This window comes from Streptomyces sp. NPDC048606, assembly GCF_040650855.1.
Classification (GTDB): Bacteria; Actinomycetota; Actinomycetes; order Streptomycetales; family Streptomycetaceae; genus Streptomyces.
This window is the reverse complement of record NZ_JBEZIB010000018.1, coordinates 98850-122490: the sequence shown is the minus strand read 5'-3', so window position 1 is coordinate 122490 and position 23641 is coordinate 98850. Positions and strand designations below refer to the sequence as shown.

The following is a 23641-nucleotide window of genomic DNA, read 5'->3' as shown; positions in this document are numbered from 1 at the left end:
AGCGGCCGTTTTCCATGCCCACACCACGCCCTCGGAGGGCCGAGCCACCATGCCCGAGCACATCCTCGACGACTCCCTGCCGATCCACCCGCGCACCGGCGAGCGCGCCCTCGGCCGCCGCCGCGACGGCCGCGCTATCTGGCCGATCAAGGGCGGCTCGGGCGAGGGCGCCGACCCCGCCACCCCGCCCGCCCCGCCGGCCGGCGACCCCAACCCGGCACCGGCCCCGAGCACTCCGCCGGCCGGTGACCCCGCCGCCGAGCAGCAGCTCGTCGAAGCCACGACCCGAGCCGAGCAGGCCGCGGCCGAGCGCGACGAGCTGCGCGCCGCACTGGACGCCGTGACCCGCGCGCTCAACCCCAACGATCCCGAGTCCGAGAAGGACCCCGCCGCGCTCGCCGCCGCCGTCGCCGAACGCGACCGGCTGCTCGCCGAGAACGGGGCCGCGCTGCGCTCCGCGCGCGTCGAGCTCGCCGTCGCCCGCGTCGCCGCCGACCAGGGCGCCCGAGGCGACCGCCTGCTGAACTCCCGCAGCTTCCTTACCTCGGTCGCCGAACTCGACCCCGCCGACGCCGGTTTCGACGCCGCGCTCACGACCGCGATCAAAGCCGCGGTCGACGCCGACCCCGACCTCTACCGCGCCGCTCCGGCCGGACCGCCGCGCGGGGGCGGCGAGTTCAACGGCCCGCCCGCCGGCGACCGGCGCGCAACCTCCCTGCACGACGCCGTCGCCGCCCGCCTCGGCGGCTGAACCACCTAGGAGAACCCTTTGCCTACCTCTCTTGCCGAGGCCCGGAACAACGCGGCCGATGACCTCGACGTGAACGTGATCGACGAGTTCCGTAAGAGCTCGGACATCCTCGACCGGATGACGTTCGACAACGTCGTGAGCCCGACCGGCGGCGACACCCTCACGTACGGGTACCGCCGGCTGATCACGCAGCGCGCGGCCGACTTCCGCGCGCTGAACACCGAGTACACCCCCGCCGAGGTCTCGACGCAGCGCTACACCGTCGATCTCGTCCCCCTCGGCGGGTCCTTCCAGATCGACCGCGTGATCGCCCGTATCGGGCCGGCCGCCTCGGGCGCCGTCACGCTGAACATGCAGCAGCTCATCAAGGCATCGCGAGCTCGGTTCGCCGACGCCGTGATCAACGGCGACAAGGCCACCGACGCGAAGGGATTCGATGGTCTGTCGAAGATCCTCACCGGGTCGAGCACCGAGTACCTGCCGCTGAACAACGGCGTCGCGACCGGTTTCGTCGACTGGACCGGGATCACCGACAAGGGCGCCGCGCTCGCCGCGCAGCGTCACGTCGACGACTGGCTCGCGACCATGGATGACGCGCCGGATGTGATCTACGGCAACCGCAAGACCCTGTCGCTGTTCAAGACCATCGCGGCATGGACCGATCAGCTCGACAAGACGACCGACGCGTTCGGCCGCCCGGTCACCGCGTACAACGGAATCCCGCTCGTCGACCTCAAGAGCAAGGCCGGCTCGAACACGGACGTGATCTCGCTCGTCACCCGTGACCCTGACGGCGCCGCCGCCGGCGGGAACGTGACCGGTCTCGGCGATCTCTACGCCGTCCGGTACGGGCTCGACGCTTTCCACGGTGCCTCGGTCGGGGGCGGCTCGCCGCTGGTGAACACGTGGCTCCCCGAGTTCGACCGGGCCGGCGCCGTCAAGGTCGGCGAGGTCGAGATGGGGCCGGTCGCTCCGGTCCTCAAGGCCACCCGCGCCGCCGCCGTGTTCCGCAACATCAAGAGCGCGTGAGGGGGCGGCACATGACCACCATGCGCATTACCGCCCCGGTCGCCGACTTCACCGGCGAAGGGCCCGGCGGCGTCCCCTTCGTCAACGGCACCGCGACCACCAGCGACCGTGCCGTTATCGGCTACTGCCAGGGGGCCGGCTACACCGTCGAGCCCCACGACCACGATCCGCCGGACGCCGAGCCCACCACCGAACCGGACGGCCCGCCAGACGACAAGTCGGCGGGCCGTTCTGCTGCCCGCGGCAAGCCGAGGGGGTGACCGTGTGGCGCGACTGCCCTACGCCACCCCCGAGGCCCTCGCCGCATGGCTCGGCACACCGGCCCCGCCGGACGCCGAGCGGCTGATAGCGCGCGCCGGCGAGGACATCGACAGTGCGCTGCTGACCGCGATCTATCCCGTCGACGACGACGGCGACCCGCTCGACCAGACGATCGCCGCCGCGCTCAGCTCGGCGACGTGCGCACAGGTCGAATACTGGCTCGCCGCCGGCGACGACGGCACCGGGGCGCAGGGCCGATGGGATTCGGTCTCGATCGGTCCCGTGTCCCTGTCCGGCCGCGCCGCCTCGACCTCGGGCGCGTCCGGCGTCGAACTCGCCCCGCGCGCCGCCCGGGTGCTGCGCCGCGCCGGCCTCGAACCGGGGCGGGTGATCCCGTGGTGACCCGCGTCCCGCCCTCCCTGCTCCGCCACCGAATCGGCGTCGAGCCCTACCTCGGCGACGGCGCGTACGGCCCGACGTACGGGCCGCTCGTCGAGCACCCCGTGCTCGTCGGCGAGGCCGTGCGCATGGTGCGCGCCCCCGACGGCCGCGAGGTCACCAGCAGCGCGCAGATCATCGCCGCCCCGGGCCTCGACTGCCCGCCCGGATCGCGCGTCACCCTGCCCGGCGGACGGATCACCACGGCGATCACGACCGCCTCGCACACCGCCCCGGGCCTACCGGTCCCCGCGTCCACGGAGGTGATGTGCGAATGAGCCCGCAGCGCGCCCGACTCCGTTGGAACGGCGACGCCGTCACCGACGCAATCCGCGACGCCGCGGCCCGCGGGGTGCTGCTCGGCGCCGAGCACGTCCTCGCCGCGAGCAGGCAGCGCGTGCCGATCAACGAGGGCACCCTCGAACGCTCCGGGGCGACCTCGGTCGACGAGCAGCAGCTCGTCGCCGCGGTGTCCTACGACACCCCGTACGCAACCCGCGTCCATGAGGACATGACCGCCCGGCACTCGCCCGGGCGCAGCGCTAAGTACCTCGAAAGCGTGCTGCCCGAGACCGCCGGCGAGGTACAAGCGCTGATCGCCGCGCAGATCCGGCGCGCGCTGCGATGACCTACACCGTCGACCTGCTCGACGGTCTCGCCCGCCTGCTGCACGTCGCCGGCGTGGGCACCTACCGCACCGACGGCCCGTACGCCGCAGGCGAGACCGCGATCACCGTCGCCGCCCTTCCCCCCACGCCCGACCGCGTCATCTGCCTGTCTGCCTACCCGGTCACCGACTCGTCGGTACTCACCGACACGACCACCGGGATTCAGGTCCGCACGCGCGCCGGCGCCGACCCGCGCGAGGTCGACGCCCTCGACGACCAGGTGCACGAGCTGCTGCACGCGTCCGGACCGCATCGGTTCGGCGCCGTGCCTGTGCAGCTCGTCTATCGCGTCTCGGCCGCCCCGATCGGCGCTGACTCGGCCGGCCGCTGGGAGCGGTCCGCCAACTACTACGCCCGCGCCCACCGGGCGCACCCCAACCTCGAATAGGAGGCGCCGTTGAGCACCCCGACGCCCCCGGCCGAGACCGTAACCGCGCTCGCCCGCCGGTACCGCCTTGAGCTGGACATGGGCACGACTCCCGGTACCCCGGTGTGGACGCTGGTCCCCGGAGTCACCGAGTTCACACCGAAGATCGAACCGACTCAGCAGGAGGTGACCACCTACGACGCCGAGGGGTGGAGCGAGCAGGCCGTGACCATGCTCGCGTGGTCGATCGAGACCACGATCGCGCACCGCGCGCACCCGACGACCGGCGTGTTCAACGCCGCGCAGGAAGCACTACGGAAGGCGTCCCGATCGTTCGGTGCCAAGAGTTACGTACGGGTCCGCTACTACGACCGCAACGGAGCCAACGACGCGCAGGAAGGTTCCGCCCTGGTGACGTGGGAGCCCGACGGGGGCGGCCCGGATGAGGTCGACACGATCAAGGTCACGCTTACCGGTTCCGGCCCGCTCACCGAGATCACGAACCCGGCCGCCGGCGGGGGCACGTTCGCCGCCGCCGAGGCCAAGACGCTCAACGGGGGTGGTGCGTAGTGGCGTTCGAGGCCCTCGACGAGCTGCTCGACGAGCGGCTCGAACTTCCCGTCGCCGGCCGCCTCTACACAGTGCCCGCCCCGTCTGCCGAGATCGGTCTGCGCACGCAGGCGCTGATCAACGCCGCCGCGGTTGCCGCGGATGGAGGAAAGGCCGACGAGCAGGTGCTCGGCGACGCCGCCGAGCGCGATCTCTACCGCGAGGTACTCGGCACCGCTCACGATCAGATGATCGCCGACGGCGTGAAGTGGCCGGCGCTCAAGCACGCGGCGATCACCGCCATGGTGTGGATCGCGCAGGACAAGCAGGCCGCCGAACGCTACTGGAACGCGGCCGGCGACCCTTCTCGACTGGCCCCGAACCGGGCAGCTCGCCGGAACCGATCGGGTGCGGCGAACTCGACCCCGAGTCGGGGCTCTACGAGTGGTACGAGTACCCGCCCGGCACCCGCCCGAGGAAAGGGCAAGAAGGGCCGCAAGCCTCACTGACATGGGCGCAGATCCTCGCCGAGTGGCCGCTCGTCGAGGCCGATCTGCACGAGGTCTACGGCATCGACCTAGGCACCCCGGGCCTGCTGCGGGCCCGTTCGTGGCGCTGGCTGCGCGTGCGCATCCTCGCCCTGCTCTCTGCTGAGTCCCGCCTCGCGCGGGTCCTCACACCTCCGCCTGATTCCTCCCCGACGGGAGGCGCGACCCCCCGGAGGTGAGGCCCCTTGGCACTGATGGTGGGAGAGCTCGCCGCCACTGTCTCGATCGACGACTCGGGCGCCGCCGCCGGCATGGACCGCGCCCGCGCCGCGGTGCAGTCGGGCGGCGACCGGATCGCCGCCGAGGCCGAGCGCGCCGGCGATCAGGCCGGCGACGCCCTGGGCGACGGTCTCGCCGAGGGTGCGGCCGACGGCGCCGACAAGGCGACCTCAGGCATGGGGACCGCCCTCAAGGGGTTCGCCGCCGCGGCGATCGGTGCCGCGATCGGCGGCGCCCTCATGTCCGGGATCGGGCAGGCTCTCGAACAGTCCAAGATTCCGGGCCAGTTGCAGGCGCAGCTCGGCGCGACCGGTCCGGTCGCCGCGCAGTACGGCAAGGTCGCCGGCGACCTGTACGCGGGCGCGATCGTCGACTCGGTCGCCGACGGCGCCGAGATCGTCAAGGGGATCGCCCGGAATGGCTTGCTTCCGCCCGAGGCAACGCAGGGGCAGGTCAAGCAGCTTGCGACGCAAGTCGCCTCGGCCGCCTCGGTCATGGGCGAGGACGTCAGCAAGGTCTCTCGTGCCGTCGGCACGATGATGAAAACCGGGCTCGCCGACTCGGCGCAGCAGGCCCTCGACGTGCTCGTGCGCGGCGCGCAGAACGGCGTCGACGTCGCCGAGGACCTGCTCGACACGTTCGCCGAATACCCGACTGAGTTCCGGCAGCTCGGCCTCGACGCTCAGACGTCCATGGGCCTGTTGCAGCAGGGGCTCAAGGGCGGTGCGCGCGACGCCGACACGGTCGCCGACAGCCTGAAAGAGTTCACCCTGCAAGCGCAGGGAATGAGCGAGGCCACAGCAACCGCCTATCAAGACCTCGGCTTTTCCGCCGAGAAGATGCAGCAGGTATTTCAAAAGGGCGGCCCGGAAGCAGCAAAGGCACTCGACCAAGTTCTCGACAAGCTGCGGGGCGTTAAGGACCCTGCCAAGCAGAGCGAGATCGCTCTCGGCCTCTTTGGTACTAAGGCCGAGGATATGCAGAAAGCGATCTACTCTCTCGACCCTTCCAATGCGGTTAAGGCGCTCGGCGATGTCAAGGGCGCCACCGACGCCGCGGGCAATGCGCTACACGACAACGCAGCGACCAAGCTCGAAGCGTTCAAGCGAGGCGTAGAGCAGAAGGTCGTGAACGTCCTCGGAACCTACTTGGTTCCGGCGCTCTCGACCGCGGCTGACTGGCTCGGCGCGGGCGGGTTGGGCGGTGCGTTTCAGGCGTCCGTCGGGTGGATCTCCGAGCACTCGACGGCGCTCTCGATCGCGGCCGGCGTGATCACGGTTCTGATGCTGCCGACGCTCGTCGCGCTCGGACTCACCGCATGGTCGACGACGACCGCTGTCGTCACCGGATGGGCCACTCAGACCGCCGCCGGCGTAACCGCTGCAGCCCGGTTTGTGCTGCTCAACGCCACAATGTTGGCGGGTTGGGTCGCACAGGGTGCGGGTGCTGCGGCTGCTGCTCTGCGGGTGGTCGGCGCGTGGGTGCTCATGGGTACACAGTCCCTGATTCAGGGTGCCCGGATGGCTGCTGCGTGGCTGCTCGCCATGGGCCCGATCGCGCTCGTGATCGCCGCCGTGGTCGGCATCGTCGCGTTGGTCGTTGCCAACTGGGACACGATCGTCAACGCCACGCGCGCGGCGTGGGATTGGGTGTGGGGCAAGCTCAAGGGGATCGGAGAAGCGATCCTCCAATTCTTCCTGAATTGGACTTTGGTCGGTCTCATCATTAAGCACTGGGACTCGATCAAGGCTGGCACCCTCCGCATTTGGAACGCCACCGTCGAGTGGGTGCGAGGCATCCCGGGCCGCATCGTCGATTTCTTCCTGAACTGGACTTTGGTCGGCCTGATCATCAAGCATTGGGATTCGATCAAGTCGGGAACCGTGCGCAAGGCCGGCGAAATGCTTTCGTGGGTGCGCGGACTGCCGGGCATGATCGCCGGCTACTTCGGCAACTTCGGCTCGATGCTGTACGACAAGGGCCGTGACCTGATCATGGGTCTTTGGAACGGCATCAAGGGCATGGGAAGTTGGCTCAGGTCAACCCTGATGTCTTGGGCTAAGAATTTGATTCCGGGGCCGATCGCTAAGGCGCTCGGAATTCATTCGCCGTCGCGTCTTATGCGCGACAAGATCGGCAAGTTCATTCCGGCGGGCATCGTCGAGGGCATCAAGGCCGGCGCGCCCGCGGTCGACCGCACCATGCGCCGGCTCGTCACCGTTCCCGCCGCCCCTCAGTTCGCCGCCGCCGGCGCGGCCCCCGCTAACGGGGCGGGCCCGGGCGGGGGTTGGGGGCCGGCTGTCCACATTGAGAACTGGCACGCCGGCTCGGCGTCCGCGGACGAGACCGCGGTCGCGCTTGCTTGGCACGCCAAGGGGAGGGGGTGAGCAGTGGCCCCGGGCGACATGGTCCGCCTCGCCGGACACGTCCAGTTCGGCGACGAGCTGCTGCTCGGCCCCCGTACCGCCTACGGGTGGCAGTCCCTCACCGGGTGGGAGGACTCCCCCGGCTACGACTCGGGGACGGTCGCTCGTGCCGACGCGCACGGCGCCTACCCGGGCCGGCTGCTCGCCGAGGCCCGGACGATCACCCTCGACGGCGTCGTGATCCGTACCGACCCCGGCCGGATGGGCGCCGCGGTGCGAGCACTGTCCGCGGCGACCGCACTCCGTGAGGACGAGCAGGCGCTCGTGATTCAGCTCGACGACTCCCCGCCCCTGCTGTCGTGGGCGCGGTGTATCCGCCGCGCCGTGCCCGTGGGCACGGGCGGGTACGCGATCGGGGTCGTCACCGGGGCCGCACTCCAATTCGAGGCGAGCGACCCGCGCCGGTACAGCGTGATCGAGCAGCAGGTCGAGACCGCGCTGCCCGCGCCCGAGGCCGGCCTCGACTGGCAGGTGACCCCGGGCCCGGAACGGCTGCTCTACCCACTCGCGTTCGGCACTCCGGGCAGTACGGGATCGCTGCGCGCCGTCAACGAAGGGGACGCGCCCGCGCACCCCATCATCACGATTCGCGGGCCGGTCTCCCTTCCGTCCGTGACCAACGTGGGCACGGGCGAAGTGATCGAGTACGACATCGACCTCGCCGCCGACGACGAGCTGCTCGTCGACACCCACGACGGCACGGTGACGCTCAACCGCACCGCCTCGCGCCTCTACACCGCGACGGCCCGCAGCGCCCCCGAGCAGGCTTTCGCGCTCGCCCCGGGCGCGACCTCGCTCGTGTTCCGCGCGGCCCCTGGCTCGACGGACCCCCGCGCCTCGGTCTCTCTCCGGTGGCGCTCCGCCTATTGGTAAGGAGGACCCCGACTTGACCGTGCGTGCCGGATGGCTGCTCCCTGCCGGGCAGACCCGTGAAGACACCCGCCTCGCACCGCTGGGCACCATGGCGCCCGAGTCCGCGATGACGACCCGCGACGGCGTGATCGCCGGCGGAACCGCGCTGAACGCGACGGGCGCCGGCGCCATGCAGGTACAGATCGGCGTCGGGCGCGCCCTGGTGCAAGGCACCGACGCGCAAGGCGCCTACCCGGTCGCCGTGACCGCCCCCGAGACTCTCACCGTCGGCGACGGACACGCGCAGTACGGGCGTATCGACGCTGTAGTGCTGCGGGTGTACGACGAGCTGTACGACAACGGCACACAGACCCTCGCTCGCGTCGAGATCATCCGGGGCGCCGAGATCGCGACGCCGACCCCGCCCTCGCTTCCGCCGGCCGCACTGCGTCTGTGGGAGATCACCGTTCCGGCCGGCACGTCCGCGGGAACGGGCGGGATCACGTGGGGCTCGGCGCTCGCCGACCGCCGCCGCTTTACCTCGGCGTACGGAGGGATCATCCCGCGCGGGTGGGGACTGTCGTTCGCCGGCGCCTACCCGGGCCAGTACCGCGACAACGGGACCGGCCTCGATCGCTGGGACGGCGCGGCATGGCAGACCCTCGACCCCGTGATCGGCTGGACTGCGCCCGCCCTCGCCGCTGGATACACCAACGGGGGCAACTCGCAAGGCACGCTGCGGTACCGCAGGATCATGCTCGGCGGCGTCCCTCACCTGCAATGGCGGGGCGGCGTCTCATGGGCGACCAACGCGGCCCCGCCGGCGAGTGGTCAGCCGCTCGCCGCGCCGCTTCCCGCCGCCGCTCGGCCCGCGCTGCACACCTCGGCCTCGATCGCGGCCGGCGGCGTCCCGATCAAGGTGGACTGCCAGACAAACGGACACCTCAAGTTCATCGGTAACCCGAGCCTCACCACGTGGGCAGCTCTGTCCGGGTTGGTCTACCCGCTCGACGCGTAAGGGGGTGGGATCTTGGCCACCCCCGCCTATCGAGTGCTGCTCTGCGATCTGCGAAGCGATCAACTGCTCGACGTCCTGCCGATCACCGACGTCTCAATCGACGACTACATAGGCAAGATCGGCACCGCCTCGGCGACGATCCCGCTTCCGAACCGCGGGATCGCCGCCCGAGCCCGTGCCGCCGTCGAGCCCGGGCGTACGGCCCTGTGGATCGAGCGCGGCCCCGAAATCTGGTGGGGCGGCGTCCTATGGACTGCCAACCTCACCAGCAACGACCGAGGGTTTCTCGGGCTACAGGTACAGGCCGGCGGGTGGGCGACTTACCTCGACCACCGGGCGGTACTCCACACCCAGCAGGCGACAGCAGTTGATCAATACGACATCGTTCGCGGACTGATCGACTACTCGGCGAGCTTGCCCGGCGGCGACATCGGTATCGAGTACGACGCCGAGCAGCTCTCGGGCAGGCTGCGCGACCGCACATACCGGCGCTACGACGTACCCCGCATCCGAGAGTTGATCGACCAACTCGGTTCGGTCGAGGGCGGATTCGAGTGGAGGATCGCAAGCTACCGCGACCCCGGAAGCGGCCGGCGAGTCAAGCAACTGCAACTCGGCTCGCCCGTGATCCGCACCGGCGCAAGCGAGGTCGTCCTCGATCATCCGGGCCCGATCATGTCCTACGGGTGGCCCATTGATGCCACGGTGCGGGCGAACGTCTGGCAGTCCCGGGGCGCGTCCGACAACAAGAACCAGACCAAAGAGAGTCTGCCGATCATGTCCGAGCTGCTCGTCGACGACGAGCAGCTCGCCGGCGGGTGGCCGCGGCTGGACGGAACCTCGGATTACTCCACGGTCACCGAGCAGGCCACCCTCGACGCGCACGCGCGCGCCGATCACTCCGCCGCGCTCCGCCCACAGACGATCCCCGAGGTAACTGTCGCCCTCGGTCGCACCCCTCTGTCGCCGGCGCTGCTCGGCGCCACAGTCCGCGTGCGTATCCGTGACTTGTGGTGGGCCGAGGGACTCGACCAGCGATACCGCGTTGTCGGGCTCGCCGTTTCCCCACCTCTCCGCGGCCGGCCCGAGACCGCCCGCCTATTCCTGGAGGCCGCCTAGTGGCAGCAATCCCCCTTGACCTGCTCGACCGAATCCGCGAGCTCGAACGGCGGGTACGCGAACTCACCGGCCGCGCGAACATCCGCCCGGCTCTCGACCAGATCCTGCACGGAGACATCACCATCGGCGAGGGTGGACAGCTCATCGCCCAGACGCCCGAGGGTGTCGACACCTTCAAGGTCGGCCAGACCCCGCAAGGGGACTGGGGCGTGTTCATCCGTCGAGCTTCCGGAACGCGTGCTCTCACGGTCGGCGACGACATCCTCGAAGAGGATCAGATGATCCGCATATGGAGCCGCGACAAGGAGCGCCCGACTCCCATCCTGATGGATGACGCGTTCTCCGACCGGTTCCTCGGCCGGCCCATGCTGCCGATTCAGCTTCACCCCACGGAGCGGCAGAACACGGCGCTCACCGCCTATCAGCCGGCGTGGTGGGGCTCGGGGCCGGCGACGCACGCGGTCGCCGAGATCGAGCTGTTCACCTACGCCAACACCGGCGGCGGGCAGGTCAAAGTCAGCATGAAGCCCGAGGGCGGAACCTCGATCACAGTCGCCGAGTACGACTGTCCGGCCGGCCAGTGGACCAACAAGTTCATCCAGCAGCCCATGCACGACATCGAGTTCATGCAGTGGGTCGAGTGGACGGTCGAGCACCGCAACAAGGAAGCCGGCCGCGACGTCGAGACCCGCCTCTACTCGGCGCTTTACCGCCACACCTACACCCCCGATGAGGCGCCCCGCGTGCCGAGCCGAACCCCGACGGCCGCAGCCACCGCGCAGCAGGGAACGGGCCCTGCGGCAAGCGAGACGCCGGCCAAAGACCAGCAGCCCACACCCGCGCGCGCTCCGTCAGGGCTGCGCACCCTCGACGACTAAGGAGGGCGCCCCCTGCTGCCCGCATCCATCCCCACTGTGACCGTCCGGGCGAGGTTCCTCGCTCCCAACGGCACCCCGTTGTCGGGCTCGCTCGTCTTTCGCGCGCCGGCGACGCTCACATTCCCCGCGGCCGACGTCATCCTCGGCGGGCCGGTAACCGTGCAGCTCGACGCGCAGGGCGCGATCGAGGTCACGCTGCCCGCCACCGATGCCCCCGACATGGAACCGTCGGGGTGGGCGTACATCGTGACCGAGCAGCTCTCGGGAATCCCCGTGGGACGCTCGTACAACATCCTGTTGCCCCGGGCGCAGCCCGAGGTCGACCTCGCCGACATCGCCCCCACCGACCCAAGCAAGCCGAACTATGTCGGCGTACCGGGCCCCCGAGGCGAGCAGGGCGAGACCGGTCCCCCGGGATCGCGGATCTACAGCGGCAGCGCCGCCGCGGGCGCCGGCCTCGGCGTCGACGGCGACCTCTACGTGCGGTACGAGACAACCGTGTTCCTCGGCGTCACCTCGACGACCGTCTCGACGTGGCAGCGGACCGCCGGCGCGTGGACGCAGATCGGCGGCGACGTCCGCGGCGCAGCCTGGTACTTGAACAACACGACCACGCCGAGCACCTCGACCCGCCCGGGCGACCTGCTGCTGCGCACCGATACCGGCGACGTCTGGCAGCGGAACGCTAGCGGCTGGGGAACGGCGGTCGGCAACCTGAAGGGACCGAAGGGCGACCGGGGCGACGTCGGACCGACCGGCCCGGGCGGCGTCGTCCAGTCCGTCAACGGCAAGAGCGCCGCCTCGATCACCCTCACCGCCGGCGACGTCGGCGCCCTCGCCACCACCGCGGCCGGCGCCGCGAACGGCGTCGCCACCCTCGGCGCCGACGGAAAGGTGCCCGCCGCGCAGCTCCCGACGAGCTCGGGCGGCGCGGTCGCCTCGGTCAACGGAAAGACCGGCGCGGTCGTCCTCACCGCGGCCGACGTCGGCGCGCTCGATCAGGCCGCCGGCGACGCTCGGTACGTCCAGCCGGCCGGCATCCCCGTGACCTCGGTCGCGGGCAAGACCGGAGCGGTCGCGCTCGTCGCCGCAGACGTCGGCGCCGAGGCCGCCGGTACCGCCGTCCTGCTCACCGGCGCGCAGACTGTCGCCGGCGCCAAGACGTTCAGCAGCGTGCCGTCGAGCTCGGCCGCGCCGACCACCGACAACCACCTCGCACGAAAGTCCTACGTTGACGCCCTCGGCGGGGGCGAATGGCGCGCGTCCGACCTCGGTCTGCTGACGTGGGCGTTCGACCCTGCCCTCGGGCACTCCGCCCCGCTCTACCCGGGATCGGGCCCAATCCGAGTCACCGCGGTATATCTGCGCTCGGCGGCGTCCGTGACCCGCATCGTGTGGCACTTCGGCGGATACGCCGGCGGTCTCACCACGGGATCGTGGGCCGCGCTCTACAACTCGGCCGGAACGCGCGTCGCGCAGACCGCGGACCTGTCAACCGCGGGCGCCGAGCCCGCCGAGGTCCACAACTCCGGCGGAGCGACAGTCTCAAGCCCACTCACCGCCGCCTACTCCGCCGCAGCCGGCCTGTACTACGTCGCGTGGCGATTCCAGTACAACACCAGCACCGGCGACGGCCCGATGATGCTCGTCGCCGAGTCGAGTTTCGGCTCGCCCCCCAACGTGTTCGGGCTGAACAACGTCCGCCGCTTCGGGTCCTACGCGACCGGCGCCGCGACCGCGCCCGCCTCGCTCACCCTCGGCTCGATGGAGAACGGCAGTAACCGCTTCTGGACGGGGCTCGCGTAGATCGCCGCCCCTCTACACCGACGCCCCGCGCCCTTGTGGCCCGGGGCTTTTTCTATGCCCGGAGGGCCCTTTGCAGTTCATCACCCGCGCCCAGTGGGGCGCCCGCCCGTCCCGATACCCGCTCGCCTACATAGGCAGCACCCGGGGCGTGAAGATCCACTATGAGGGCACGTACGTGCCCGAGTCCCTCGGCCGGCCGGACGCGCACGGGCAGTGTGCCGCCCGAGTCCGCTCGATTCAGGCGAGCCACCTCGCCAACAGGGAAGAGGACTATTCCGACGTCGCGTACAACGCGCTCGTCTGCCCGCACGGCTACGTGTTCGAGGGCCGCGGCGCGCACCGCAAGACCGGTGCGAACGGCACGGCCGCGCTGAACGTCGGGCACTACGCGGTGTGTGCGCTGCTCGGCAGCTCGGGACTGACCGAGCCGACCGCCGCGCAGCTCGCCGGCCTCCGCGACGCGATCGAGTGGCTGCGCGAGGACGGCGACGCCGGCGACGAGATCCGCGGACACCGCGACGGGTACGCGACCGCGTGCCCCGGCGGCCCGCTGTACGCATGGGTGCAGCGCGGCGCCCCCCGTCCCGGCGGCGGCACCGGCACGCCGGCGCAAAAGTACGAGCCGTTCCCGGGCGCCGATTGGTTCAAGCGCAACCCGCGCTCGCCGATCGTGACCGCCATGGGTCGCCGGCTCGTCGCCGAGGGCTGCTCGGCGTACCGCGAGGGCCCCGGCCCGCAGTGGACCGAGTCCGACCGGCAGAGCTACGCCCGGTGGCAGCGCCGCCTCGGCTTCTCCGGCGACGACGCCGACGGGTGGCCCGGCCGCACGAGCTGGGACGCGCTCAAGGTCCCGAACGTCTGATCACACCGCCCTCGCCCCGCCCGCACCGACCGCGGGCGGGGCGCCCCCGTTTTTCAAGAGAGGAACCGCTCATGACTGATGCATCCCGCCGTACCCTCCGCACCATCGTGCAGACCGCTCTCGCGCTCGCCGTCCTGCTGCCCGCCATCGTTGACGCGTCCGGGATTCCTGCCACTCTGCCGTGGGTCGCCGCGGCGCTCGCCGTCGCCGGCGGTACCGCGCGGGTCATGGCGCTGCCCGGTGTGCAGGCCCTGCTGCCGTCGTGGCTGCGTACCACGCCGCACCGTGACGACGAGCTGCTCGCCCTCGACCGGGACGGGCGCCAGTGACCGACCCCTCTCCGTCCGACGTCGCCCTCGAACTTGAGCGGCTGCGCGGCGTCGTCGAGGCGGGATTCGCCCGCCTCGACGGGCAGCTCGCCCTCGTAGTGCAGCGCGGCGATCAGGTCGACCGGCAGCTCGCCGATCACGAGCAGCGCCTCGACGCGCTCGAAAAGACACGGTGGCCGCTCCCGAGCGTGCTCGCCCTAGTCGCCGTGATCGGCCTCGCCCTCACTCTCTGGCAGGGCACCGCCCGCTGAACGCAACGCGCCCCCCGCAGACCGGCTTCGGCCGGCCCGCGGGGGGCGCCTTTGTCGTTACGCCGCGGCGACGAGTTCGCGGGCGCGTTCGTTGAAGTCCGCGACGAGCCGATGCGTGCCGAACGGCTGCATACGCCGCTGCAAGTCCTGAACAGCTTCGATGCAGCGCGAGCTCTTGACCTGTCCCGACAGCGACAGCGTTCGCAGGCCGGCCGCGTGCGCTGCTTCCAAGTCGCGCCGCTGCAAGTGCGTGACTGCGAGCGCTGCCTGTGACATCGCGCCGCGCCGGGCACGCCGCTGCTTACGCGCATGGTCGATGGACCTGCGTGCGTGTTCCTCGGCGCTCGCCGGATCGTCGATGTCTCGGAACGTGTTTGCGTGCTCGCCGTGCAGGTATGCGGCGTCGATGAACGTCGCCCACTCCTGTTCAGCCTCCGGTCGTACACGACTGAATGCGGTCTCGGACTGGGTCACGGCGTGCGCGGCCGACGTCTTGTCGCCGAGCTTGGCGAGGGCCCGCGCCTCCAATGCCCAGAGGTCTGCCAGACACGCCGGAGAGGTTCCGTTACCGAGACCGGCGCGGCCCGCCTGAGCCAGACGACGCCCCTCGGCCGGATTGCCGAGCAGGGTCGCTTGATCGGCCATGCCCGCAAGGACGTGGGCCCCGAGCGCAGCGTTCTTCGATTCCTCAGCGAGGCGCAGCGACTGAATCAAGTAGCGCTGCGCCGTGCCGTGCTCGCCGTTGTCGTAGGCCATCCACCCAAGCAAATACGTCTGCTCGGCCGCCGCCTCACACAGAGCCCGCCGCACATCCTCAGTGTTGGTGCGGCGCAGCAACGGATAGACATGCTGGTTCATGTACTCGGCCAGGATGAGGCGGCCGGACCCTCCGCCTTGAAGAACGTCCATCTTCTGGAACTCGCCGAACATGTTCCGCACAGCGCTGACGTCTTCCAGACGCACCCGCGGCCCCGCCTCGGGCTGCTGGTCAAGGGTGTTGAGTAGCCAGTCGCGGGACGGTCCAACAGCCGCCACCGCGGCGAACGGTGCTGCGGCCAAGAAGTTACGACGGTCCACGTCCGCCCTCCCCAAGTCGGTCACTGCTTCCACGGTAACCGCGAAGGACGAGCTGTAAATGAGCGAACGCTCGGCTGTCTGCCCTTCCCCGAGGCCGAGATCGTACGTAGTGACCCGGTATCCGAAGTGCGCCGAGAGGACGTCCGCGAGGATCTCGGGCACTGGGGGGCGCGGCTGATCACCAGCCAACCAGCGCCGTACGGTCGTCGCGTCTGGCGTGATGTGCGGCTGCCCCCACGCTTGAGCTGCGGTTTTCACGCGACGGGCGAGTTCCTTACGGCTCATGCCGGACCGCGCGACCCAACGTTCGAGATCCTCGTTCGGATTCTTCATGGTGAGCCCTTACCCCTCGGACATGGGCGGTAGCGAAGTGACACCTTCCGCCACCCCTGACGACGGTACCGCTCGGCACGCTACCGCGGTTGCCTGGACGACGAACCGAGCAGCAAGCGGCGGGAGTTCAGCAATGGCGCACAACGTCGACGTTGGTACCGCGCAGGACGGCGGCGAGTCTCGCCCCACTCCGCGGGACGCGAGCGGCTTACCCCTGCTGACTGCCGGCAGCACGACGCGTCTACCGGTCCGAGGGGGTGCCGAATGTCTGAGGTGACACGCTGGTTTCCGCGCCATGCCGTCGCCGTACCGGAGACCCGTACGTTCGTGCAGACGTCGCTAATGGCGGGTGGTATCACTGCCCCGGATCGGGTCGACGACGTAGTGCTCTGCGTCTCCGAGCTCGCCACCAATGCTCTGCGGCACGGCACCGTCGGACATGAGCAGTTCCTCATCAAGCTCACCGAGGATGAGACGCGGTTACGTGTTGAGGTGCACGACCCGTCCCGTCGCCGCCCCCGCCTCCAGCAGTCCGCGACGGACGACGTCACCGGTCGTGGCCTGTTTCTGGTGAACGCGCTCGCCGACGGATGGGGAGTCGAGCCGCGGGGGCACGGCAAGCTCGTATGGTGCGAGTTCAGGATCGCGGCGCCGGCGATGCCGACAACTGGCGCGGGGGAGCCGTGTTGACCGCCGCCGAGCCGGCGCTGCCGGCACCCGCCCCCGGACTGCTGGCCTCGGTCATTGTGATGACGTCGCTCGACGACACCCCATTAGGGCACGTGGCATTTCTGCTCATCGCCCACCCGCCGGCTCGACGTGGGGGCGAGACGCCCCTCACCATCGAGACGCAAATGCGGGGGCTCGGCGCCGCACTTGGTCTCGCCACAACCTCCGAGCCGCTGCCAGACATCGGCCGCCGACTTCAGATGCAAGGGCACCAAGCCGCAATTCTCGACGTCGGCCAGTGCGACTACATGCTGCGCGTCCCCGCGGGCTCCGGGGAGTGGGCGCGATTCGTTGCCAAGGGCGGTCCCGTCGTAGTCGCCCTCGGTCTGGACGAGTTATCCCCAGGATCAGACCGCGCCAAGGTCGAGGAGTACCTCGCCGCCTCGGCTGTCGCTGATCGGCTGCTCTTGGGCAAGACCTACGTAGGGGCGCCGTCCGGAAGATGGGTGCGCGACCGGCAGGGCGGCACGGCATGAACGTGAGCACCCTCCGCCCGCGGGATTTCGAGCTTGACGCAGTGTTCCGGCCGTCCCGCCGCGACATCGACCCGGAAACGGGACAGCCAGAGTCGCGCGCCCTATGGGACCGCCACGACTGGCAGCTCGGCACCTGTTGGCTCTGGTGCGGGTTCCTTGAGACCGAGGTGACGTGGCTCGGCCCCGTCCAATCCAGCGGCATACACGCCAACCTGTACGCCTGCCGAGGCTGCCTGTATCGCCTCGATCAACTCGTGCTGCTCACCAACCTTCGAAAGGACAGCACGAGTTCTCAGACTCCCGCCCCCGTCGGGGACGCGTTTAATCCGCCGGCGGGGGCGGGGCGCCATCGCAAGACACAACCCACTCACTGAGCGGAAGGACCGCGCGATGTTCAACTATGCCGACCGATTCCCGACCGGTAGCCCGTTGCCGCAGGGGCACCTCACGCCGGCCCCTTGGGGACTGCGCCGCCTTGCTGCCTACCCGACCGCCGGCACGCCCGAGCACGCCCGCGTCGAGCTCGACCCGGTCACCCAGACCGGCCGCTACTTCGACGCCGCCGGCGTCGTCGTCATGTCCCCCGGGCACGGCACCAGCAGCGGAACCAACCCGTCGACCGGCACCTCGCCCGACGGCACGGCCAGCGGCACCGACCAGGACACCGGGAACGACACCGACCAGTGACACAAGATGTTCGCCCGGTCATGGTCGTCACCAACCTTGAGGACCCGACCGCGGATCTCGTGATCGCCGAGCTGCACGACCGGGATGTCCCGGTCGTGCGGCTCGACTCTGGAGACTTCCCCGCAACCCTGTCGTGCTCCGCCCACATCGGTGGAGAGCTGACACGGTGGGGCGGAAGCGTCGCGACGCAGACACGGGTCGCCGAGCTCGGCGCCGTTCGGTCCCTCTACTACCGGAGACCGTCCGGGTTCGCGTTCCCGCACCTCGACGAGCAAGACGCGCGGTTCGCCGTCGCACAGGCCCGCTACGGGCTCGGCGGAGTGCTCGCGTCCCTGCCCGACTGTCTGTACGTCAACCACCCGAACCGCATCGGCGACGCCGAGTACAAGCCCGCCGGCCTCGCCGCCGCCGCGGCGGCCGGCTTCAAAGTGCCGCCTACCCTGATCACGAACACGCCCGATGAAGCCCGCGCGTTCGTCAAGGAGCACGGGCCTGCCATCTTCAAGCCGCTGTCTGTGCCTCTCTACCTTCGCGAGGGTGTCTCGCAGACAGTGACGGTGGCCGAGGTCAGCGCGGACGAGATCGACGACTCTGTCGCGGGCACCATGCACCTGTTTCAGGCCCGCATCGACAAGACCGCCGACGTTCGGGTGACGGTGGTCGGTGAACGCATCTTCGCTGTCCGCATCGACTGCGATCTGCTCGACTGGCGCACGGACTACAGCACCCACACCTACAGCGTCATCCCGACGCCGCCCGAGGTCGAGCGCGCGATCTTCGCGTACCTTCGGCACTTCGGGCTCGTCTTCGGCGCCTTCGACTTCGCCCTCACGCACGACGAGTGGACTTTCATCGAGTGCAACCCGTCGGGTCAATGGGCGTGGATGGAACCGCCAACGGGCCTGCCCATGACTGCGGCCCTGGCTGATCTTCTGGAACGAGGAACCCATGCCACCCGATGACTCCAACAACACCGCCGCAAAGCTGCGGCAGCAGCTCGCCGGCCAACTCGCCGCCGGCGGATGGTTGCGCACGGCCGAGTGGCGAGCAGCCGTTGAGCACGTGCCGCGGCACGAGTTCCTGCCCCGGTTCTACACCGAGGCACTGAGCCCGGGGGTCACCACCTGGACGCCGATCAGCGCCGATCTTGTCGGGGGTGACGAGTGGTTGACGATCGCCTACAGCGACCAGACGCTCGTTACGCAGTTCGACGAGCACCCCATCGACTGGAGCGAGCCGAGGCCCGTAAGCAACGCGAGCCCGACGTCGTCCTCGACGCTGCCCTCGCTCGTCGTGCGCATGTTGGAAGACCTCGACGTGCACGACGACATGACGGTGCTCGAACTCGGCACGGGCACCGGGTACTCGACCGGCCTCCTGTGCGAGCGCCTCGACGATAAGAACGTGACCTCGGTCGAAACGGATCACGACGTTGCCGATCGGGCCCGTATCGCGCTCGCCGAGTGCGGGTACTACCCGCGACTCGTGACCGGCGACGGACAGCTCGGCCACCCGGGGCCCGCGCCGTACGACCGGACGATCGCAACCTACGGCGTCCGCCACATTCCTTCGGCATGGGTCGAGCAGACTCGGCCCGGCGGTCTGATCGTCACCACGCTGCGCGGGTGGATGCGGTCCCTCGGGCTCGTCCGGCTCACGACAGAGGGGAACGGGAAGGCAGAGGGCCCGTTCATCGCCGCGGACCCGAGCTTCATGATCGCGAGGCAGCAGAGCGCGCCGGCGAGCATGGGAATGATCCCCGCGCCGGACCAGGGCGAGACCCGCGAGACGCCGTTCGGCCGCGAACTGCTGTCCATGCCCGACAGCGGATTCGTGGCACAACTCGCCATGCCGAACGCGCGGTACTTCACCATGCCCGACGAGAGCGGCGTCGAGCACACATACGTGCTCGACGCCGAGAACGACTCGTACGCCGTTCTCACTGAGCGAGGGCCCGGCGAGTGGTCGGTACGACAGGGTGGCCCCTCAGCCCTGTGGGACAACCTCGAACAATCGCTGCACCTGTGGCACGCGGCCGACTCTCCGCCCGCGACAGGGTTCGGCGTGACAGTGACCCCGCGCGAACAGCGGGTGTGGCTCGGTTCCTCCGACGGGCCGAGTTGGAGTCTGCCCGGGTGAGACCCCGCCCGCCCGCTACCTACCCGTGAGGGTGGCGGGCGGGCGGCTACTCGCCGGCGCTGCGATCAAGAACGAATGTGCCGCGCTGCGGCACGGTGTGCACGTACCCCTTGTCGCGCAGGTACTCGACGGCGTGACGCGCGGTATCGCGGGCGACGCCGAACTCAGCCTTCATGGCTGACTCGGACGGGATGCGCCGTCCAACCGGCAGTTTCCCGCTCTCGATGTCCTCGATCACGAATTGCGCAATCTGCACATAGACCGGAGTTGCCGACTCGTGGTCGACCTCGCGCACTGGTCCCTCGCTCACTGCCATGGCTTGAGGGTAGACAACCGGCCACATCCCCAAGCGTCAGCAGTCGTTGCCATACGTAGGTAGACGAGGGTAGACAAGTTGGCTACGGTCAAGAACGAAAGAGCCCCGGCGACCGCGTAGGACCGGTCACCGGGGCGTAGGCGTCACCAGCTATTGAGGAGCTGACGACATGCGCGACCTTATCGCCCACCTGCACCCGCTGCTATGGCTGCTGTGGGCCACCCCCTTACTCTTGCTCGCCTTCCACACCAGGAAGCCGGGCCGGCACTCCGCCGCCCACTTCACGGCGCAACCCACCCCCGTGGAGCTCTCCCCCACGATCTGGCTCAAGCCGTGGACGACTCCGCCCTCGCCGCACATCGCCGAGCGCAACGAACCGTTCGAGGACGAGCTGCCCGACGTGATCCGCCCCTACGTCGCAGGCTTCCCCCCGCCTCGAACCGAGCAGGAATGGCAGCGTGAGCGCTGCCGTGCGGCAGCCTTTGCAGCAGCGGGCAAGGAATACCCGTACAGCTACCCCGGAGCGCCGATCCCCGCGGGCGCCGCCCTGTGACCGCCGTCTGCTGCGACTGCCACCGCGACACTGCCGCCCCGATCCCGGTGAGGTCGATCGAGCGCCAGAGCGGCGCGCCCATCACGGTCTCGGCGTGCCCCGACTGCGCCCCTCGCTACACGCCCGCACCGGTCGCGGGCGAACACGTCAGACGCCAAGGGCTCTGAAACACGAGCAGGCCCCACCGGATCGCTCCGGGCGGGGCCTCGCGCTTGTTACGCCTCTCCCTCAGCACCCGGCGACTCGGGAGCCGCGGCGACGCCGAGGTGCCGGTGCAGGTCATACCGCGACACCTTGTACGCGCGACCATGGCGCAGGACCCGCACCGGATACCGGTTCGTCCGCGCGAGGTGATACCCGGTCGTTCGGCCGAGGTGCAGCGCCCGATTGGCGGTCTCCAGGGGGACCGCGACGGGAAGGGTCATCAGCTCGTCGTGTGTCATTCCCTGCTCTGTACTGCTCATGATCTGCCCCCTGTGACATCAATGCGCACGTCGGCCCGATGGTGCCGAGCAGTGCCTAGATCAGCAACGTACGATCAAGACTGGCGCTTTGCAACCAACAAAGCTAGCTTTGCAATATGCACAATCACCAGACAGCGGGCGACGTCGTCGCCTCGCAGATCCGCCGGCACCGCGAGCGCCTCGGCATGAACAGGCACGAGCTCGCCGCCGAGTGCGCCCGCCTCGGGCGCCCCGACATCACGTACGCCGTGATCGTCAGCATCGAGACCGGCCGATCCGGCGGCGAGGGCAAACAGCGCCGCCGTCCGGTGGACGTCGACGACCTGTTCGTGCTCGGCCTCGCCCTCGCCACTCCTCCACTGCTCCTGATGCTCCCTCTCGGGAGCGAGGACACAGTGCCCACCGTTCCGGCCGCCGACCCGCGCGACCCCTACACGGTGTGGCAGTGGATGACCGGCGAGGCGACGCCGACGCTCGACGGGCCCCTCGACGGGCGGTACGTCCCCGACTCCCGGCAGATCGCCGGCACCGGCCAGACATGGGCCGCCGCATGGGCCACAGCCGCCTATCCGGCCTCGCTGTACCCCGAACTCGCACGGCGCCGCGAAACGGCCCACAAGGCCCGACTACGCGCCGCGCTCGACCCATCCGCACAGACCGAGTACGTCGACCGCCTCGACGAGCTCGCGCAGATCGTCAACGACATGCACCGCGCGAGCCTCACCGTTCCCGCCCTATCCGCCGAGTTGGGCGGGGACTTGAAGCGGCTCGGCCTGCTCGACCATCCCGACCAGATCAACCCGAGAGGTACTGAGTGACCGCGAAAGGCACAACGACGAAACGCTGCTACTGCCGCGACAAGGCCAGTAAGCCGCTGGGCAGTTCCTGCCCCAAGCTCAAGCAGCGCGCACACGGCGTGTGGTCGATCCGGCAGGAACTGCCCCCGACCAAGGACGGCGACCGCCGACTCTTCCGCCGCGCCGGATACGACACGCAGACCGAGGCGCAGGCAGACCTCGACAAGGTTCGCGCCCTGCTGAACATCGCCGACAAGGACGACAAGGACGGCCGCGCCCGCATCGGCGACCTGCTCGAATCCGTCGGCGCGACCAAGGAAGCGATCCCCGACTACGACGAGACCAAGCGCAAGTTCGGCACCGGCCAGTCGCTCACGCAGCACATGACCGTCGCCGAGTGGCTCGACCTGTGGCTCGCCGGCAAAAAGGCGCTGCGCAAGAGCGGACACGACCGGTACGAGCTCGACATCCGGTGCCACTTGCGCCCCCGGATCGGGCACATCCGCCTCGACCGCCTCACCGTGCCGCACCTCGACGCCATGTTCGAGGGCATCGCCGAGACGAACATCGAGATCACCGAGGCGAACACCACGCGTCGCGCCGCGGTCGCCGAGCTCAAGACGATCCCTTGGAAGGGAGGAGAGAACCGCGCCCGCCGTAAGGCCATGCGCGAGGCCATCGACGCCATGCCGCCGTTTCGACGGCTCACCGGGCCCTCGACGCAGCAGCACATCAGGGCAACGCTGCGGGCGGCGCTGAACACGGCGATAGCCCGAGGCTCGATCACGTTCAACGCCGCGCAGCACGTCGAACTCGTCGCGGCCAAGCGCCCGAAAGCGATGGTGTGGACCGACGAGCGCATCGCCGAGTGGCTGCGGACGGGCGAGAAGCCGAGCGCTGTCATGGTGTGGACGCCCGAGCAGGCGGGCGCGTTCCTCGACTTCCTCGCCGACTTCCGGCACCGGCTGCTGCCGTTGTTCCATCTGATCACGTTCCGAGGTCTGCGCCGCGGCGAGGCGTGCGGCGTCCGATGGTCCGACTACAACACCGGTACGGGCGAACTCACGGTCGCGACGCAGCTCGTGCAGGACGGTTGGGAAGTTGTCGAGTCGGCGCCCAAGACGGACAGCGGCGAGCGGATCATCTCGCTCGACGAGTACACCGTCGAGGTGCTCGAAGCGCATCGGACCAAGCAGGGCGCCGAGCGCGTCGAATGGGGCGAGGCATGGCAGGACACGGGCCGGATGTTCACTCAGGAGAACGGCGAGTGGATTCACCCCGGTTGGTTGACCGACCAGTTCGAGCGGCTCGTCGAGCTGTCCGGTCTGCCGCCGATCCGGCTGCACGATCTGCGGCACGTCGCCGCCTCGCTCATGCTCGCGGCCGGCGTCGACGTCAAGATCGTGTCCGAGACGCTCGGCCACAGTGACAGCCGGATCACGCGGGACATCTATCAGTCGGTCATGCCCAAAGCTGCGCGCGACGCCGCCGAGGCTACGGCCGCCATGGTTCCGAGGGGGGCCGTACGACGTCCCGTTGCAGTCGGCGCCGAGGCCGAGGTCGAGGTCGAGTCCGGGCCGGCGAACGTCGAGGTCGCACCGGTTCCTGCTCAGCAGAATGAGCACGCAATGGGCACGCACGAGGGTGCGAAGATCATCGCGTTCCGCCCCCGACTGGTCCGGGCATAAGAAAAAGCCCA

The 23641-nt window shown here is 69.8% G+C and carries 29 protein-coding genes; 26 read left to right on the top strand and 3 right to left on the bottom strand.

All coding sequences use genetic code 11. The annotated features are described in order from the left end of the window. The first annotated feature begins 49 nt into the window (after positions 1 to 49). From AB0D01_RS20785 to AB0D01_RS20700, 18 genes are all read left to right on the top strand, one after another. Complete coding sequence (locus tag AB0D01_RS20785; protein WP_363057282.1) at positions 50 to 751, top strand: hypothetical protein; 702 nt, start codon at positions 50 to 52, stop codon at positions 749 to 751. Positions 752 to 769: 18 nt separating this feature from the next. Further along, complete coding sequence (locus AB0D01_RS20780; protein ID WP_363057280.1) at positions 770 to 1780, top strand: major capsid protein; 1011 nt, start codon at positions 770 to 772, stop codon at positions 1778 to 1780. An 11-nt stretch (positions 1781 to 1791) separates the two neighbouring features. Next, the gene (locus AB0D01_RS20775) at positions 1792 to 2040 is read left to right on the top strand and encodes a hypothetical protein (protein ID WP_363057278.1); all 249 of its coding nucleotides are present in this window, start codon (positions 1792 to 1794) and stop codon (positions 2038 to 2040) included. Positions 2041 to 2044: 4 nt separating this feature from the next. After that, positions 2045 to 2443 carry a hypothetical protein gene (locus tag AB0D01_RS20770; protein ID WP_363057276.1) on the top strand — a complete coding sequence of 133 codons (399 nt, stop codon included), beginning with the start codon at positions 2045 to 2047 and terminating at the stop codon, positions 2441 to 2443. After that, complete coding sequence (locus tag AB0D01_RS20765; RefSeq protein ID WP_363057274.1) at positions 2437 to 2757, top strand: hypothetical protein; 321 nt, start codon at positions 2437 to 2439, stop codon at positions 2755 to 2757. Before AB0D01_RS20770 ends, AB0D01_RS20765 begins: the two co-directional genes overlap by 7 nt. Beyond that, positions 2754 to 3107 carry a hypothetical protein gene (locus AB0D01_RS20760; protein WP_363057272.1) on the top strand — a complete coding sequence of 118 codons (354 nt, stop codon included), beginning with the start codon at positions 2754 to 2756 and terminating at the stop codon, positions 3105 to 3107. Before AB0D01_RS20765 ends, AB0D01_RS20760 begins: the two co-directional genes overlap by 4 nt. After that, positions 3104 to 3535, top strand: a complete 432-nt coding sequence (locus tag AB0D01_RS20755; RefSeq protein WP_363057270.1) for a minor capsid protein — start codon at positions 3104 to 3106, stop codon at positions 3533 to 3535. Before AB0D01_RS20760 ends, AB0D01_RS20755 begins: the two co-directional genes overlap by 4 nt. Before the next feature lie 9 nt (positions 3536 to 3544). Next, positions 3545 to 4084: a phage tail tube protein gene (locus tag AB0D01_RS20750; protein ID WP_363057268.1), complete on the top strand. Its 540-nt coding sequence runs from the start codon at positions 3545 to 3547 to the stop codon at positions 4082 to 4084. Next, positions 4084 to 4572 (top strand): hypothetical protein, encoded by a 489-nt coding sequence (locus AB0D01_RS20745; RefSeq protein WP_363057266.1) that lies wholly within the window; start codon positions 4084 to 4086, stop codon positions 4570 to 4572. The genes AB0D01_RS20750 and AB0D01_RS20745 overlap by 1 nt, the downstream gene beginning before the upstream one ends. A 233-nt stretch (positions 4573 to 4805) precedes the next feature. Beyond that, a complete protein-coding gene (locus AB0D01_RS20740) occupies positions 4806 to 7217 on the top strand; it encodes a phage tail tape measure protein (RefSeq protein ID WP_363057374.1) in 2412 nt (803 codons plus the stop codon). A 3-nt stretch (positions 7218 to 7220) separates the two neighbouring features. Further along, the gene (locus tag AB0D01_RS20735; RefSeq protein WP_363057264.1) at positions 7221 to 8129 is read left to right on the top strand and encodes a hypothetical protein; all 909 of its coding nucleotides are present in this window, start codon (positions 7221 to 7223) and stop codon (positions 8127 to 8129) included. 13 nt (positions 8130 to 8142) lie between these two features. After that, positions 8143 to 9126 carry a hypothetical protein gene (locus tag AB0D01_RS20730; protein WP_363057262.1) on the top strand — a complete coding sequence of 328 codons (984 nt, stop codon included), beginning with the start codon at positions 8143 to 8145 and terminating at the stop codon, positions 9124 to 9126. Between the two features lie 12 nt (positions 9127 to 9138). Continuing rightward, positions 9139 to 10245 carry a hypothetical protein gene (locus AB0D01_RS20725; protein ID WP_363057260.1) on the top strand — a complete coding sequence of 369 codons (1107 nt, stop codon included), beginning with the start codon at positions 9139 to 9141 and terminating at the stop codon, positions 10243 to 10245. Further along, entirely contained in the window at positions 10245 to 11123 is an 879-nt protein-coding gene (locus AB0D01_RS20720) for a hypothetical protein (protein ID WP_363057258.1), read from the top strand. Before AB0D01_RS20725 ends, AB0D01_RS20720 begins: the two co-directional genes overlap by 1 nt. A 159-nt stretch (positions 11124 to 11282) precedes the next feature. Beyond that, complete coding sequence (locus AB0D01_RS20715; RefSeq protein WP_363057256.1) at positions 11283 to 12929, top strand: hypothetical protein; 1647 nt, start codon at positions 11283 to 11285, stop codon at positions 12927 to 12929. A 70-nt stretch (positions 12930 to 12999) separates the two neighbouring features. Next, positions 13000 to 13791 (top strand): peptidoglycan-binding protein, encoded by a 792-nt coding sequence (locus AB0D01_RS20710; protein ID WP_363057254.1) that lies wholly within the window; start codon positions 13000 to 13002, stop codon positions 13789 to 13791. 71 nt (positions 13792 to 13862) lie between these two features. Then, the gene (locus AB0D01_RS20705; protein ID WP_363057252.1) at positions 13863 to 14120 is read left to right on the top strand and encodes a hypothetical protein; all 258 of its coding nucleotides are present in this window, start codon (positions 13863 to 13865) and stop codon (positions 14118 to 14120) included. Beyond that, a complete protein-coding gene (locus tag AB0D01_RS20700; RefSeq protein WP_363057250.1) occupies positions 14117 to 14371 on the top strand; it encodes a hypothetical protein in 255 nt (84 codons plus the stop codon). Before AB0D01_RS20705 ends, AB0D01_RS20700 begins: the two co-directional genes overlap by 4 nt. Before the next feature lie 57 nt (positions 14372 to 14428). On the opposite strand, the gene AB0D01_RS20695 is transcribed toward AB0D01_RS20700, so the two are convergent. After that, complete coding sequence (locus AB0D01_RS20695) at positions 14429 to 15781, bottom strand: transcriptional regulator (protein ID WP_363057248.1); 1353 nt, start codon at positions 15779 to 15781, stop codon at positions 14429 to 14431. 264 nt (positions 15782 to 16045) lie between these two features. On the opposite strand from AB0D01_RS20695, the gene AB0D01_RS20690 reads away from it, so the two are divergent. The 5 genes from AB0D01_RS20690 to tgmC all read left to right on the top strand — a co-directional run bounded on the left by AB0D01_RS20690 (position 16046) and on the right by tgmC (position 19812). Then, positions 16046 to 16471, top strand: coding sequence for an ATP-binding protein (locus AB0D01_RS20690; protein ID WP_363057246.1), 426 nt, complete (start codon positions 16046 to 16048; stop codon positions 16469 to 16471). After that, positions 16468 to 16986, top strand: coding sequence for a hypothetical protein (locus AB0D01_RS20685; RefSeq protein ID WP_363057244.1), 519 nt, complete (start codon positions 16468 to 16470; stop codon positions 16984 to 16986). Before AB0D01_RS20690 ends, AB0D01_RS20685 begins: the two co-directional genes overlap by 4 nt. Positions 16987 to 17376: 390 nt before the next feature. Beyond that, positions 17377 to 17673 carry a putative ATP-grasp-modified RiPP gene (tgmA, locus tag AB0D01_RS20680; protein ID WP_363057243.1) on the top strand — a complete coding sequence of 99 codons (297 nt, stop codon included), beginning with the start codon at positions 17377 to 17379 and terminating at the stop codon, positions 17671 to 17673. Between the two features lie 20 nt (positions 17674 to 17693). Continuing rightward, the gene (gene tgmB, locus AB0D01_RS20675) at positions 17694 to 18635 is read left to right on the top strand and encodes an ATP-grasp ribosomal peptide maturase (RefSeq protein ID WP_363057241.1); all 942 of its coding nucleotides are present in this window, start codon (positions 17694 to 17696) and stop codon (positions 18633 to 18635) included. Continuing rightward, complete coding sequence (gene tgmC, locus AB0D01_RS20670) at positions 18622 to 19812, top strand: ATP-grasp peptide maturase system methyltransferase (protein ID WP_363057239.1); 1191 nt, start codon at positions 18622 to 18624, stop codon at positions 19810 to 19812. The genes tgmB and tgmC overlap by 14 nt, the downstream gene beginning before the upstream one ends. 46 nt (positions 19813 to 19858) lie before the next feature. Here the strand turns inward: tgmC and AB0D01_RS20665 are convergent, their stop codons facing one another. Continuing rightward, a complete protein-coding gene (locus tag AB0D01_RS20665) occupies positions 19859 to 20128 on the bottom strand; it encodes a winged helix-turn-helix domain-containing protein (protein ID WP_363057237.1) in 270 nt (89 codons plus the stop codon). A gap of 169 nt (positions 20129 to 20297) precedes the next feature. On the opposite strand from AB0D01_RS20665, the gene AB0D01_RS20660 reads away from it, so the two are divergent. After that, the gene (locus AB0D01_RS20660) at positions 20298 to 20681 is read left to right on the top strand and encodes a hypothetical protein (RefSeq protein WP_363057235.1); all 384 of its coding nucleotides are present in this window, start codon (positions 20298 to 20300) and stop codon (positions 20679 to 20681) included. Positions 20682 to 20896: 215 nt separating this feature from the next. Here the strand turns inward: AB0D01_RS20660 and AB0D01_RS20655 are convergent, their stop codons facing one another. Further along, the gene (locus AB0D01_RS20655) at positions 20897 to 21145 is read right to left on the bottom strand and encodes an integrase (protein WP_363057233.1); all 249 of its coding nucleotides are present in this window, start codon (positions 21143 to 21145) and stop codon (positions 20897 to 20899) included. 116 nt (positions 21146 to 21261) lie between these two features. Between AB0D01_RS20655 and AB0D01_RS20650 the strand changes: the two genes are divergently transcribed. Together AB0D01_RS20650 and AB0D01_RS20645 are read left to right on the top strand one after the other, a co-directional pair. Further along, positions 21262 to 21963 (top strand): hypothetical protein, encoded by a 702-nt coding sequence (locus tag AB0D01_RS20650; protein WP_363057231.1) that lies wholly within the window; start codon positions 21262 to 21264, stop codon positions 21961 to 21963. Further along, complete coding sequence (locus AB0D01_RS20645; protein WP_363057229.1) at positions 21960 to 23630, top strand: tyrosine-type recombinase/integrase; 1671 nt, start codon at positions 21960 to 21962, stop codon at positions 23628 to 23630. Before AB0D01_RS20650 ends, AB0D01_RS20645 begins: the two co-directional genes overlap by 4 nt. Positions 23631 to 23641 lie beyond the last annotated feature (11 nt).